The sequence below is a fragment of the Rhizobium sp. BK251 genome, assembly GCF_004345245.1.
GTDB lineage: Bacteria > Pseudomonadota > Alphaproteobacteria > Rhizobiales > Rhizobiaceae > Rhizobium.
The window spans coordinates 1-13480 of the sequence record NZ_SLUQ01000015.1 but is presented as its reverse complement, the minus strand read 5'-3'; the positions used below and the strand labels follow the sequence as shown (position 1 = coordinate 13480).

General features: G+C 60.9%; 12 protein-coding genes and 2 pseudogenes. 6 read left to right on the top strand and 8 right to left on the bottom strand.

Annotated elements, in window-relative coordinates; genetic code table 11:
* Positions 1-11 precede the first annotated feature (11 nt).
* From EV286_RS29095 to EV286_RS32605, 4 genes and pseudogenes are all read left to right on the top strand, one after another.
* Entirely contained in the window at positions 12-968 is a 957-nt protein-coding gene (locus tag EV286_RS29095) for an SIS domain-containing protein (protein ID WP_132960742.1), read from the top strand.
* Entirely contained in the window at positions 965-2266 is a 1302-nt protein-coding gene (locus EV286_RS29090) for a D-tagatose-bisphosphate aldolase, class II, non-catalytic subunit (protein WP_132960741.1), read from the top strand. The genes EV286_RS29095 and EV286_RS29090 overlap by 4 nt, the downstream gene beginning before the upstream one ends.
* A 70-nt stretch (positions 2267-2336) precedes the next feature.
* Complete coding sequence (ugpC, locus tag EV286_RS29085; protein ID WP_132960740.1) at positions 2337-3407, top strand: sn-glycerol-3-phosphate ABC transporter ATP-binding protein UgpC; 1071 nt, start codon at positions 2337-2339, stop codon at positions 3405-3407.
* 9 nt (positions 3408-3416) lie between these two features.
* Positions 3417-3556 (top strand): annotated as a pseudogene (locus EV286_RS32605) (gfo/Idh/MocA family oxidoreductase); the annotation flags it as partial.
* A gap of 62 nt (positions 3557-3618) precedes the next feature.
* Here EV286_RS32605 and EV286_RS29075 read toward each other — a convergent pair.
* The 6 genes from EV286_RS29075 to EV286_RS29050 form a co-directional block, all read right to left on the bottom strand.
* Complete coding sequence (locus EV286_RS29075) at positions 3619-4416, bottom strand: DeoR/GlpR family DNA-binding transcription regulator (RefSeq protein ID WP_132960739.1); 798 nt, start codon at positions 4414-4416, stop codon at positions 3619-3621.
* Between the two features lie 221 nt (positions 4417-4637).
* Positions 4638-5468: a carbohydrate ABC transporter permease gene (locus EV286_RS29070; protein ID WP_132960738.1), complete on the bottom strand. Its 831-nt coding sequence runs from the start codon at positions 5466-5468 to the stop codon at positions 4638-4640.
* On the bottom strand, positions 5461-6423 hold the full coding sequence (locus tag EV286_RS29065) for a sugar ABC transporter permease (RefSeq protein ID WP_132960737.1): 963 nt from the start codon (positions 6421-6423) through the stop codon (positions 5461-5463). Before EV286_RS29065 ends, EV286_RS29070 begins: the two co-directional genes overlap by 8 nt.
* Before the next feature lie 6 nt (positions 6424-6429).
* Positions 6430-7689 (bottom strand): sugar ABC transporter substrate-binding protein, encoded by a 1260-nt coding sequence (locus EV286_RS29060; RefSeq protein WP_165932979.1) that lies wholly within the window; start codon positions 7687-7689, stop codon positions 6430-6432.
* A gap of 92 nt (positions 7690-7781) precedes the next feature.
* On the bottom strand, positions 7782-8969 hold the full coding sequence (locus EV286_RS29055; protein WP_132960735.1) for an FAD-dependent oxidoreductase: 1188 nt from the start codon (positions 8967-8969) through the stop codon (positions 7782-7784).
* Positions 8966-10039, bottom strand: coding sequence for an amidohydrolase family protein (locus EV286_RS29050; protein WP_132960734.1), 1074 nt, complete (start codon positions 10037-10039; stop codon positions 8966-8968). The genes EV286_RS29055 and EV286_RS29050 overlap by 4 nt, the downstream gene beginning before the upstream one ends.
* Positions 10040-10295: 256 nt before the next feature.
* Here EV286_RS29050 and EV286_RS29045 point away from each other — a divergent pair, with 256 nt between their 5' ends.
* Positions 10296-10916, top strand: a complete 621-nt coding sequence (locus EV286_RS29045; RefSeq protein ID WP_132960851.1) for an NAD(P)-binding domain-containing protein — start codon at positions 10296-10298, stop codon at positions 10914-10916.
* Positions 10917-10996: 80 nt separating this feature from the next.
* On the opposite strand, the gene EV286_RS29040 is transcribed toward EV286_RS29045, so the two are convergent.
* Positions 10997-12577 carry a gamma-glutamyltransferase family protein gene (locus tag EV286_RS29040; protein WP_132960733.1) on the bottom strand — a complete coding sequence of 527 codons (1581 nt, stop codon included), beginning with the start codon at positions 12575-12577 and terminating at the stop codon, positions 10997-10999.
* A 256-nt stretch (positions 12578-12833) separates the two neighbouring features.
* Here EV286_RS29040 and EV286_RS29035 point away from each other — a divergent pair, with 256 nt between their 5' ends.
* Complete coding sequence (locus EV286_RS29035; protein ID WP_132960732.1) at positions 12834-13337, top strand: AraC family transcriptional regulator N-terminal domain-containing protein; 504 nt, start codon at positions 12834-12836, stop codon at positions 13335-13337.
* Positions 13338-13366: 29 nt separating this feature from the next.
* Here EV286_RS29035 and EV286_RS29030 read toward each other — a convergent pair.
* Positions 13367-13480: pseudogene (locus tag EV286_RS29030) on the bottom strand (ATP-binding protein); the annotation flags it as partial.

Genomic DNA, 13480 nt, shown 5'->3' with positions numbered 1-13480 from the left:
TCGGAGACATCATGAACACGACCGAAAAGGTAATCTTCGAGCAGTTCCCTTATTGGGGAAAAGCGATCGGCTCGAACGCGGCAATCGGAAAGGAGGAAGATCTTCTCGTCTTCCTCGGCTGCGGCACGTCCTTTAATCTCGCTTTATCTTTGGCCGCCTATGCCAACAACCTGAAGCGAAAGGCTATTGCTGTTCCGGGTGCTGAATGGCTCAACAGGCCCTCCTATTTCTGGCCGGATTGGAAGAAGACGCACGTGGTTGCGTTGTCACGCAGCGGCGAGACCACGGAGACGGTGGCCGCCGCAAAGGCGAGCCGCGCTGCCGGTGCCTTCGTCTCCGCCGTGACGGTCGAGCCCGAAAGTACGCTTGCCAAAAACTGTGATCAACTGATCTGCTCGCCCACTCACCCCGACGAGGGCATCGTCATGACGGTTTCGGCAAGTCTCATGGTGCTGCTCAGCCTGCAGATGATCGGCCAGACCGTGCCCCGTTCTGTCATCGCGTCAGCTCAGAGACTGGCCAATACCCTTGATGTGGCCCTGCCCGATATCATCAGGGATCGCTCGCATTTCGTCTTTCTGGGCGGTGGACCGCTTTTCGGGATCGCGCTGGAAGGCGCACTCAAACTGATGGAAATGAGCCAGTTGATGACGCAAGCCTTCCATCCGCTCGAATACCGGCATGGGCCGATCAGTCTCGTCGATGAAAAAACCGCAGCGATCATGCTTTACAGCGAGGACCAGAAGCAGGCCGAAGCCAAACTCGTCAGCGAGTTGCGCCAGAAAGGCGCCCTGGTCATCGGGCTTGGCGGCCCCGGGGATCTGGAGCTCCCCATCGATGTCGATCTGTCGCTCGCCGGTCTCGTCGTCCTGCCCACACTGCAGATCCTCGGCGAACGCGCGGCGCAAGCGAGAAACATAGACACCGTTTCTCCGCGTCATCTCACCAAGGTCGTAACACTGGCATGAGCGCGGCGATCGATCACAATCGACAGATTGCCCTGGCAAAACTCTTCGGCGCCAGGAGCCTTTCGCTACCACGTGGCATTACATCGGTGTGCTCTGCACATCCGCTTGTCATCGAAGGAACGTTGCGGCGTGCCGCCCGGCAGGATGAGGCCGTTCTGATCGAGGCGACCTGTAACCAGGTCAATCAGGAAGGCGGCTATACCGGAATGACCCCCGCCGATTTCCGAACCTTCATCGAGCGCATCGCGGCAGGCATCGACTTTCCGGCTGACCGCATCATTCTCGGCGGGGATCATCTCGGCCCTAATCCCTGGCGAAAGCTCAACGCGGACGAAGCCATGGCGCGCGCCGAAGCCATGGTAACGGCCTATGTCGAAGCCGGCTTCGAAAAGCTGCACCTCGACACGTCGATGGGCTGCGCCGGCGAGCCTGTGGCCCTTGCCGACGAACTGACCGCCGCAAGGGCAGCACGCTTGGCGCGGGCAGCGGAAGACGCTGCCCGTCGCAACGGCCGTCGTCTGCCGGTCTACGTCATCGGCACCGAGGTGCCGCCGCCTGGTGGCGCGACACATGCGCTGGACGAGCTCGAGGTCACGCACCGCGACGCGGCCCTCAAAACGCTTGAGGTCCACCGTCACGCCTTTACGGAAGCAGGAGCCGATCCGGCGCTGCAGCGGGTAATCGCCATCGTCGTTCAGCCGGGCGTGGAATTCGGCAACGCCAATGTCGCGCTCTACAAGCCCGAGCGGGCGCAGAAGCTTATTTCCGCGCTCCATGAGATGGAAGGACTGCTCTTCGAAGCCCATTCGACCGACTACCAGCCGGCGGACATGCTTTCGGCGCTGGTTGACGGCGGATTTGCGATCCTCAAAGTCGGTCCGGGGCTGACCTTCGCATTGCGCGAGGCACTCTACGGTCTCGATGCGATTGCCAACACTCTTTCCTGTGATACCGCGGCCAGCCGACTGGCTGCGACTATGGAAGATATCATGCTGGCCGAACCTCGACATTGGGCCGGTCACTATGGCGGCACAGTGGATGAGCAGCGGCTGCAGCGACATTTCAGCTACAGCGACCGTATTCGCTATTACTGGCCTGATGCCCGTGCGGCGGCGGCGGTCGATAGATTGCTGGCCAGATTGCCCGAGACAATCCCGGAAACATTGATCAGCCAGCATCTCGCCCGTCTCTATCCAGACGTGGTCGAAAAACGTCTCGCGCCGAAAGCCCGCGATCTCTGCCTTGCCGCCATTGACGCGGCTCTCGCCCCCTACACCGCCGCGACAGCGCCCCGATAAGAGGCGCGACGCGTGTCGCTCGGTGCGAGCGACCATAGATCCGAAACCAGATTCGCAGCAGGAGACAGTAATGGCATCCGTAAACGTGGCAAATGTCCGCAAGAGCTATGGTCATTTCGAGGTTTTGCACGGCGTCGACATCGACATCCGCGACGGGGAGTTCGTCACCCTCGTCGGCCCTTCCGGTTGCGGCAAGTCGACCCTGCTGCGCATGATCGCAGGGCTTGAGGAAATCTCCGACGGCAATGTTTTGATCGGGAGCAAGGTCGTCAATGATGTGGCGCCAAAGGAGCGCGATATCGCCATGGTCTTCCAATCCTATGCGCTTTATCCGCATATGACCGTCGAGGCGAACATGGGCTTTTCACTGCGCCTGGCAAAGGCACCGAAGGAAGAGATCAAAGGCCGCGTTCGCGACGCAGCACAGATCCTCGGTCTCGAACAATTGCTCGATCGATATCCACGAAACCTCTCCGGCGGCCAGCGCCAGCGCGTTGCCATGGGCCGAGCAATTGTCCGCCAGCCTCAGGTCTTCCTCTTCGACGAACCCTTATCCAACCTCGACGCGAAGCTTCGCGTACAAATGCGTTCGGAAATCAAGCAGTTGCACCAGCGACTGCAAACGACCACGATCTATGTCACGCATGATCAGATCGAGGCCATGACCATGGCCGACCGGATCGTGGTCATGCGTGACGGTTATGTCGAGCAGATCGGCTCGCCGCTCGATCTCTACGACCGGCCGGCCAATCTCTTCGTCGCCGGCTTCATCGGCTCGCCGGGCATGAATGTCATTAGAGGCAAAATCAGCAACTCCGGACCGGTTGAATTCATCGCTGACAGCGGAGCTCGCCTGCCGTTACCTGACAACGCCGCATCGGCGCGAGGCGCAGACGTAATCTACGGCATCCGTCCAGAGCATCTGATCATCAGCCAGAGCGGCGTGAGTGCGGAGGTGGTGGTGATAGAACCGACCGGAGCCGAGACCCAGATCAACGCCAAGCTCGGATCGGATCCGATCGTCGCGACGGTGCGCGAGCGCCTTTCCCTGCAGGCTGGCGACAGCGTCGGGCTGACGCCGGATCTCACAAAGCTGCATCTCTTCGATGCCAAAAGCGAAAAGCGACTGTCGATCGGCTAAAAGCTGCTCTTGGAGACGTTCCACGATGGCGTGGCGGTCATCGAAATGCTGATGGGCCTTTATCTCTCCGGCGAGCGAGGCGAGACGATCCGGCTCCCGCCCCGGAGATAGAGACCTTCGTTCCCGGCGTTGCGCGGCGGACCAGCTAGGTTTCGATGGGATCGGGTGCGAATGGGCCTCCTCCAGACAGGATGAGGATCGGTTCGTGCCGTCAGTCGTCGGACGGGCCGGATTCGGCAACGGCAACCTCGACGCCCATCTCGGCCAGGCGAGTACGCCAATCGGAACCGAGCCGCCAGTCAGTAATGACGTGAGCGCAGGTGAGCGGCGCCACCTTGTAAGTCGCAGTCGTGCCAAATTTGCTGGAATCCGTGAGCAGGTGCGAGGCCGCCGAGCGCGCCAGCATCCTGCGGTTAAGACTGGCTTCGGCACTATCGACGCTATAGAGCGCGCCGTCGGCTGCAATGGCACTCACACCAAGAAAAAGCTGATCGAACCATAGGCTTTCGAGCATGGCCTCGGCTTCAGGCCCGACCAATGAGACGTTTTCACTTCGCAACTGGCCGCCCAACACAGAGACGCTCAGATTGGGAACATTAAGAAGCTCTTGTGCTACGCTGAGGCCATTGGTGAAGATCCTAAGCGGCAACGGATTGAGGCGGATCAGCAGTGCGAGCTGCAGCACCGTCGTCCCGGCGTCAAGGAAGATCGTCGTATGCGGGACCAGCAGCTCGTAGGCGGTGCGAGCGATCGCCCGCTTGGCAGCGAGGTTGTGTTTGGCCCTCTCCTGGAAGGCAACCTCCACTGACGAGCCTTCGGCGATGCGCGCGCCGCCGTGCACTCGGTCGATTGCACCTTTGCGCTCCAGATATTGGAGATCGCGCCGAATTGTAGCGAGCGAGGCGCCGACCGCGTCAGCCAACGCCTGTACGGTTGAAAAACCATGGGCATAGAGATATCCACGAATGGCATCCAACCTGTCTACCTTTAGTCCCTCGCTCTGCGACATGATCTCCGTCACTCGGTCTGAAAGTGCACCCCAGTGCATCCACATGAACGGCGAGTCATCAGAAGTCAATCACACCAATGATTGATCTTGACGCCGTACAGTGATGACCGCGCTCGAGCGCAAGTATTACAAAACGCCAATTGAAGGCGTGTCATCCCAAGCCGACGTTATCCTATTTCTTCTACGGATATGCGGGCTGATGAAGGCCCGCCCGACCTTCGTCAGCCTTTGCCCCCCGTGGTGGCGATGCCCTGGATCAACTGCTTCTGGAAGAGGAGAAAGGCGATGATCAGCGGCGCGCTGGCCATCAGCGATCCCGCCATCAGCACCGGATAATCGGTGAGATGTTCGCCCTTGAGATTTGCGAGGCCGGCCGAGAGCGGCATCTTTTCCGGGTCGGTGTTGACCACCAACGGCCACAGCAGGTCGTTCCACGACCAGATCGCCACCAATAGCCCAAGTGCCAGCATACCGGGAGCCGCCAGCGGCAGCATGATCTTCCAGTAGATCTGCCAGGTATTGGCCCCGTCAAGCCGTGCCGCCTCCTCGAGTTCTTTCGGAAGTTGCATGAAGAACTGTCGCATCAGAAACGTGCCGAAGGCACTGAACATGCCCGGCAAGAACAGCGCCGGGATCGTATTGAGCAGCCCCCAGCTCTGCATGAGCTGATATTGCGGTATCAGAAACATCTGCCCCGGCACCATCATAACGGCGAGGAACAGCATGAAGATGAAGTTCCGCCCCGGAAAATTCAGCCGCGCGAAGGCGTAGCCGGCGAGCGAGCAGAAGAACACTTGGCCAGTCGTCCGCGCCGCCGTCATCAGCACCGTGTTGATGAACAGGCTCGTGAACGGCAGGGACTGAAACACTTCCCGGAAATTGTCGAGGTTGAAATGTGCCGGGATCATCACCGGCGGCACCTGGATGGATTCACCGAATGTCTTGAAGGCCGTCAGCACTTCCCAGAGGAACGGGCCGATCATGATCAATGCCCCGAGGGACAGGAAGAGATGCGGCAGGACGTTGCTGTGTCGGTTGATTTTCCTAGCCATAGTGCACCCATCGCCGCTGGAGCCGGAACTGGATGGCCGTGAGCGCGAGGATCACGATCATCAGCAGGAAAGCAATCGCCGCCGCGTAGCCGCCATTGTGTTCGATGAAACCCTTCTCGAAGAACAGGTAGACCACCGTCTGCGTCCACGGGAGTGCCGGGTTGTTGACATTGACCATCAGGAACACGAGGTCGAAGGCTTGCAGGGCATTGATGACGGTGATCACGCACACAAAGAAGATCGAGGGCGTGAGCAGCGGGATGGTAATCGAGAAGAACTGACGGATGCCGCCCGCTCCATCGATCTCGGCCGCCTCGTAGTACTCGCGCGGAACTGTCTGCATGCCGGCGAGTAGAATCACCATGTTGTAGCCCACCGAACTCCAAATGGAGACGATGCCCACCGCGTAGAGTGCGGTATTGGGGTCGGAGAGCCAGTAGGGGCCGTCGATGCCGACGAGGCTGAGTAGCCAGTTCACCAAGCCGTAGTCGCCGCTGTAGAGCAGCTTCCACATCAGTGCGACTGCCGACGGAAGCGTCACGACGGGGAGGAAGTAGACGGTGCGGTAAAGCGTTAGTCCCCTCAACCCGGGTCGGTTTAGCAACGCCGCGACCACGATGGCGATCGGCACGCCGATCAACGACAGGCCGGTAAAGACCAGCGTATTGATCGTCGACTGCAACAGCTCGGCATCGCGGAGCACCAAGTCGTAGTTCTTGAGCCCCGACCACTTGTGGCCGCCGAAAGCGCCCCAGGTGGTGAAGGAATAATAGAAGGTTTCGAAGATCGGCCAGAGCGAGAAGACGCCGAGACCGATCATCGTGGGGAGGATGAACAGAAAGGCCCATCCCCACTCTTCCCGCTGCGCCCTGCTGATGCGAGCGCGGCGGTAATTGGTTTCGGCGACCGGTCTCGCCGACTTATCCCAGGTTTCCGGTCGGGAGACATGGGTCATACCGGCTTACTCGGCAGCCACAGCTTCGTTCATCTGGGCGGCGACGCGAGCTGCCACGGCCTCCACGGTCTCCTTGCCCGTCCAGGCCTTTGCGAACTCCGCCGTGGCGTTGCGACGCCAGATCGGGGTGTTCTCCGACACTGGGAACGGAAGGGCCTCGGGGAGCTGGTCGATCAGCGCCTGCGCGTTCATCCACGACAACGCCTTGATATAGCCGCCCGCCTGGCCGTTGTAGGCCGGGATCACGGTGCCGGTCGTTGCCTGGATTTCATTGGCGCGCTTGGAGCCGAGGAAGCTGACAAAGGCCCAGGCCTCTTTGGGGTGTTTGGTGCCTGCGTAGATCGAATAGGCAAGGCCGTTGCTGTAGAATTTGCCGCCTTTCGGGCCTTTGGGCAAAGGTGCGACATCGGTGAATGCCTTGGCCGCCGGAACGTCGGCAATAGCCACCGGATCCCATGAGCCGCCGTAGTACATGGCGAGCTTGCCCGAAGTGAACAGGGCAAGCGCCTCGGTATCGGTCAGCTGCTGCAAGTTGGGTGAGACTTTATATTTGTTGACGAGATCAACCCAGAACTGGATCCCGGCGACCGTCTCCGGCTTGTCGTAGCCCGAGCTCTTACCGTCGTCGCTGAGAACGTAGCCGCCCGTCTGCGGCACAGTAAGGTACCAGGCGAGTTCGTCGGTCTCCTGGGCTCCGACGCCGTAGACGCCCGTGGCGGGATCGGTAAGCTTCTGGGCCGCATCGATCACATTCTGCCAGGTCCAGGTCGCATCCGGGAACGGCACGCCGGCGGCGGTGAACAAGTCCTTGTTGTAGAACAGGCCGAAGGCATTTACGTCCTTGGGCATGCCATACTGTACGTCATCATACTTGTAGGCCTGGGCCATGGCGGGCACATAGTCAGCCATGTTGATGCTCTCGCTGGCGATCTGTTCGTCGAGCGGCAAGAGCACGCCGTTGCTGGCATAAAGCTTGAAATAGGCGAGCGTCATCCAGAATACGTCCGGAGCGCTGCCGCCGGTGGCCGAAGTCTGGAGCTTGGTCCAGTAGTCGTCCCACGGGGTCACCTGAATCTTCACCTCGATATTCGGATGCGTCTCGTTGAACTCGGCGATGATCTGCTGCATTGCGGGCACCTGCGCGGCATCCCACATGGCGTAAGAGATCGTCACTTTCTCCTGGGCCAGTGCTGCGCCGCCCAGCGCAGCACTGGCCAGAGCGGCAAGGACAAGCCGTTTAACGGCGCTGCGGCGTGTGAATGTCATTTGCATGTTGTTCCCTCTTTTGTTGATCGTTGGCATGGTCGTTTCCTTACTGATGCGAACTGGCCAGGCGTCGCCCTACACGGCAACCCAACTCAGTTGATGTTTGGCGAGAGCACTGCCGGTTCGGTGATGTCCTGGCGGTCGGGGCCAAGAAACCCTGCCTCATAGGTCGGTGACAACTCGAGCGCCTGCTCGGCGGCAATCTCGCCAATCATCGGCCCCAGTGTCAGTCCCCAGGCACCGAGTCCGGTGGCAATGACCACATTGGTCGTGCTGCGTGGTCGCCCGACGATCGGGTAGCCATCGCGGCTGCGCGGCCTCAGCCCAACACGGGTCTCAAGCAACGATCCGGCCGCAAGTCCCGGTGCGATGCGCAATGTCTTGTCGAGCACGGAGTGAACGCCACCCGCCGTTATACCCACCTTAAATCCCGCTTCCGGCTCGTGGGTGCCTCCCACGACTACACGGCCATCAGGAAAGCCCAGGAAATAGTGGCCCTCGAACGTATTGATTACCGGCCTCCGCCCGGTCGCCCGGTCGGCAAGCTGCAGATGCACGATCTGCCCACGCACCGGCTCCACCGACATGGCGACGCCGATCTGCTCGAGCAACGGCTGCGACCAGGCACCGGTCGCCAACACCACCGTGTCTGCCTTGATCGGCGCGCCCGCGACGGTGAGTGAAATCGAGTGATTGTCGTTCAGCCGGATATCGGCGCGGCCGGACAGGATGGTTGCGCCGTTAAGCTCGGCCAGTTTGCAGATCGCCGCACACATGCGCCGCCCATCCATGCGGGCGATATTCTCGATATAGAGCCCCTCAAGATCACGCCGGAATTCCGGCCAGGCCCGGCCGAGCTCGCCGGCACCAACCCTCTTAACCTCGCCGACCGGAATTCCCGCCTTGGCGAAGAGTTTCACGCGATCATGCAGCTCGTCGAGGCGCGGCACGTCCTGCGCGCGGGTCGCCACCACGATCTCGCCGACCTTGCCGAAGCCGACATCCGACATGCCGGCCTCACCAAGTAAACCCAGGATGCGACCATAGTGGGAGATGGCGGATGCCACGAGCTGCGACCACTCCCTGCTCGCTTCGTTACCTCCGAGGCCGACGGGCGAAACGATCCCGGCGCCGGCAGCGCTCGCTTTGCCCTCAAGGCCCGCATCGATCAGTGCAACTTTCACACCTGCCTGCACACACCTGAGCGCCGCGCTGACGCCAACGATGCCGCCGCCCAGGACCGCGACATCGTAAGTTCCGTCATCCTGGACGGTTCTCATTGCAGCCGTCCTCGCGAGAATGCCGGAATGATGCGTCTGGCGTTGCCCGCAATCACCTTGGCGAGCACGTCCTCGGGCAAGTCGATCGCCGAAATCGTCCACCTGCCGGTCGGAGGCGGATTGTGTTCGGAATAGGGAAAGCACTCGTCATCCGTGGCGAGAAACCGTAGATACTTGCGGTAGTCAGACGCCCTGGCCGGGAAGATATCCGTGCCGAACAACACCCGGTCGGGGTGCTTGAGGAAGAGGTTGCGCGTTGCTCGCGGCTGGCGTCCGAGTTCGGCAATACGCGCCGAAATATCGACATTGAAGTTCGGATAGGTCGAGATCATCCGGTCGACCCAGGCCAGATCCTCTGCATAACAACCGACATGCGCGCCGATGAACTGGATACGCGGATTGGCAGCGACGCAGTATTCGAGCGAGTCGAGCAGCCGCTCGAGGCTCGGGAATTCCGGACCATAAAAATGCCAGTCCGGATGCCTCACCAACTCCTCGAAGCGTTCGTTGGTCGCATCGAGCGGCCGGAAGAAGGCGGCCGGATCGGCGATGTGCACGAGGATGGGAATACGCGCATCGGCGACCTCGGCCCAGACCGGAGAAAGACGTGTGTCGTCGAGGAAGAACAGCTCGCCCTTCTCGTCCCTGTTGCGCAGCCCAATATCCTTCCAGAGCTTAAGCCCGCTGACGCCACTCTTAGCCGCAATGCGCACGGAGGCAGCGAGCCGCTCGCCCCACCCCGCATTTGCTGTCTCGGCCCAGTTCAGCCGGCAGAAGGTCGCGAAGCGGCCTGGATAGGCGCGGTCATAGCGATCGAGCGTGACTTCAAGCTCGTCACCCCACGGGCCGTCGAGATTGACAACGCCCTGGACATTCACCTCGTCCAGCATGGCAACGAAGGCCGGCACATCGGGAATCACCCAGTCCTTGGTGAACCAGCGGCCGAGATGATTGTGGGCATCATAGGCGGGGATAGGAAAACGGGAGGGGTGATGCTCAGGTAATCGCACCATCTGTTCGGGAATGAACTCACTCAGCAGCAAATCCCGCGACAACTTCTCGTTTGTCATTCGCCCTCCAGCGCGTTCCAGCGACTATCACGAGGGCACAGTTTTCCCGTGCTTTGCCACGGCCATCAGCCGCGGCAAAGCGCCCGCGTGGAAAGTATCGTTTGCCTGTCAATAAACCCGATATGACCAAGTTTGTAAGCGTATTGGATCGATGTCAATCATGGATGTGATCGAATTTGACTTATTTGCGCGGCCGGGCGTATCACATAGACTACAGACGGACGGCCGAAGCCGCGGATCGGGAGTGGAGGCGCAATTGAACATTGCAGTCATGGGAACCGGCATGGTGGGCTCGGCGATCGCTGGCAGACTGGTCGGGCTTGGCCATTCGGTCATGCTCGGCTCGCGCGCGCCGGGAGCCGACAAGGCGAAAGCCGTCGCAAACGCCACCGGCGCCAGTGTCGGCAGCCATGCCGAGGCCGCCGCGCATGGCGAATGGATCGTCAACGCGCTCCCGGGAGAGCAGAGCATCCCACTGCTCAAGAGCTGCGATCTTGACGGCAAGATCCTGATCGACATTGGCAATTACGACATTGCAGTCGACCAGCCAATCGTCGCGCCGCTGGGCCAAGCGATCCAGCAGGCATTTCCGAGCGTCAGGCTGGTTAAGACGCTCAACAGTGTGAGTGCCCACCTGATGGTCGATCCGGCTCATCTGGGCGCCGAGCATACCGTCTTCATCGCCAGCAACGACGCCGATGCCAAGGCGCAAGTGACCGAATTGCTCAAGACCTTCGGCTGGCGCCGTATCCTCGATCTGGGCGACCTGAAGCATTGCCGGGCGATGGAGCAGCTGATCCCGCTCTGGATGAGCCTTGAGGCCGCCTTCGGCCACCCCAATTTCAACCTCGCGGTGGTGACGGGAGACAAGGTTTAGGCGTCTCCATCGGCGCTGCCTTACAGACCCGAACCTGTGCACAGACTTGCGCAAGGGGCTCGCCCGCGGAAACCGCGCTGTCAGACGGCGAGCGCCAGGCCGTCCTTACGCGCATCGGAACCTGCAAATAGCACGCCGTTCACCGGCATGATCGCCTGTGCGCCACCATAGGATAGGCCAGCAGTCGCAATCGGATGGCCGCGCCTTGCCAGTTCCTCGAGGGTGGCGACGGGGATCGAGCGTTCCGCCTCGAAGGCGTTCCCCGTCCGAAGCCCGCGCGGCGCGTCGATCGCCGCCTGCACGTCCATGCCGAACTCGACAATATTCTGCAGCACCTGCACCTGGCCCACCGGCTGGTAGAAGCCCTGCATCACGCCATACGAGAGAAATGGTGTACCATCTTTGGTGACGAAGCCTGGGATGATGGTGTGCAGCGAGCGCTTGCGGGGCCCCACCGTGTTTGGATGACCGGCTCTCGTCGAAAAGCCCGAACCGCGGTTCTGGAACAGCACGCCGGTTCGCGAGCAGGTGATCGCCGAGCCGAAGGCGCCGGAGATCGAGCTGATGAAAGAGCAGAAGTTTCCTTCCGCATCGGCAGTGGTGAGATAGATCGTATCGTTCGGGCCGATTGGTTCGATGACGGCGTCGTTCATCGACCTCCTTAGGTCGATGCGGTCGCGCATGCGGTCGGCGTAGCGCTCCGAAATCATCTCCTCGGTCGGCACACGCGCGTGATTGGGGTCGGCGATATAGGCGTCGCGAGCCGCCGAAGCAAGACGATAGGCCTCGATCTGAAGATGGAAGCGATCCGCCCCCCGGGGATCGAGGCTCCGATGATCGAAACCTGCAAGGATGTTGAGCATCATCGCCGTCACGAGGCCCTGTCCATTGGGAGGAATCTGGTAGACGTCGTGGCCGCGATAGTTGATCCGCACCGGCTCGACCATCTGCGGGTACCATTCTGCAAAGTCGGCCAGCGTATGCCTGCCGCCCGCTTCGTTGAGGCTTTTCACCATGCCGGCCGCCAACGGCCCGGTGTAGAATGCGTCCGCTCCACCCTCAGCGATCGCCTCCAACGTCTTTGCCAGCAGGGGCGTACGCAGCACCTCACCCGTCTTGGGCGCATTGCCATTGATCAGAAATTGGTCCCGAGAGGCGCCTGATGCGGCAAGCCGCGCTACGTGCGCCGGCCAGTCCGAGGCAATGCGCTCGGCGACCGGCCAGCCGTCGCGCGCGGCTGCGATGGCTGGCTGCAGCAGTTCTCCGAGCTTGCGCGAGCCGAACGCATTCAGCAACGCTTCCCATGAACGCACCGCACCTGGAATGGTGACCGAGTGGACGCTGTCGCCACCGATGCTGCCGAGGCCCTGCCGTTTCAGCCAGTCGAGAGACAGTCCCTCTGGCGCATAGCCCGAACCGTTGAGTCCGTGTAGCTTGCGATCGCGCGCCGACCAGTAGAGGACGAAGGTGTCGCCTCCGATGCCGACGCTGTGCGGTTCGACGACACCCAGCAGCGCCGATGCGGCGACGGCGGCGTCAACCGCATTGCCGCCGCCGCGTAGCACATCTATTGCCACCAGTGTCGCCTGCTGGTGCGAAGTCGCGGCTGCGTACCGCGTTCCGATCGATACGGAGCGCCCTGGGAAGTGGAAGTCTCTCATGTCGTCCTTCTCGTACTGAAATCAGGGAAATGACTGAGCGGCGTTTTTTCGCTTGGAAATGGTAGGTCCGTCCGGCACCTCCCTGGTTCGCAATAGCAGCTGGACGATACAAATGCAGTAGACAATTGCTTCTTTTTGATCGATATTCTGAAATCGCCGCGCGTATCTGCGTGTTTTCGCCGGTGTGCGCGTGCAGATGCCACCGATTGGCAAAATCTGATGACAACCTCAAGATTGTCACTACGCTAATCTCCTGGTGGCATTCGCCGGCTTACTGCGCCGAGCCACCGACGGCATCGACGCTACAGAGCAGTTTGACGAGCTCGCTGCCAAAGGCATCTCCGTCCTGGCGATACTGCGCGATGCGGGATCGATCCACTGCAAGATCGACCTCCACGGGATTCCGACAAGCGAGGCCGGATCGGGGATGACGATCGGAGTGGTCACGGCCGGTCTGCTTGATGCGATCCTTCGGCTGGCGGCCCTTGCAGACGTGCCGCGAGACATTCCGATCATGGGCCGGCTGGTGCTGCGCGAGATCATCTATCACCTGCTGGTCGGTCCGGCCGGTGGACAGCTCAGGCAAATTGCCAGGTACGGAACGCAGTGCAACCGGATTGCAGGGATCATTACCTGGCTGCGCGAGCACTATGCTCAGGCCGTTTCGATCGAGGTTCTGGCGGACATGGCGGCAATGGGCGTGTCGACGTTCTATCACCATTTCAACGCCATCACCCTGTCAAGCGAATCGAGGAATTGACCCCTTTGCCGAATTGAAGAACTGACCCCTCATTGGTTTGCGGTTTCGTTGGGTTCGAGCGTCGCTCCGGCCTTCTGCAGAAGGCCGGAGCGACGCTTTTCGCGAAGCCGGTAGCTGTCGCCTCGGATAGTGATCACCGCCGA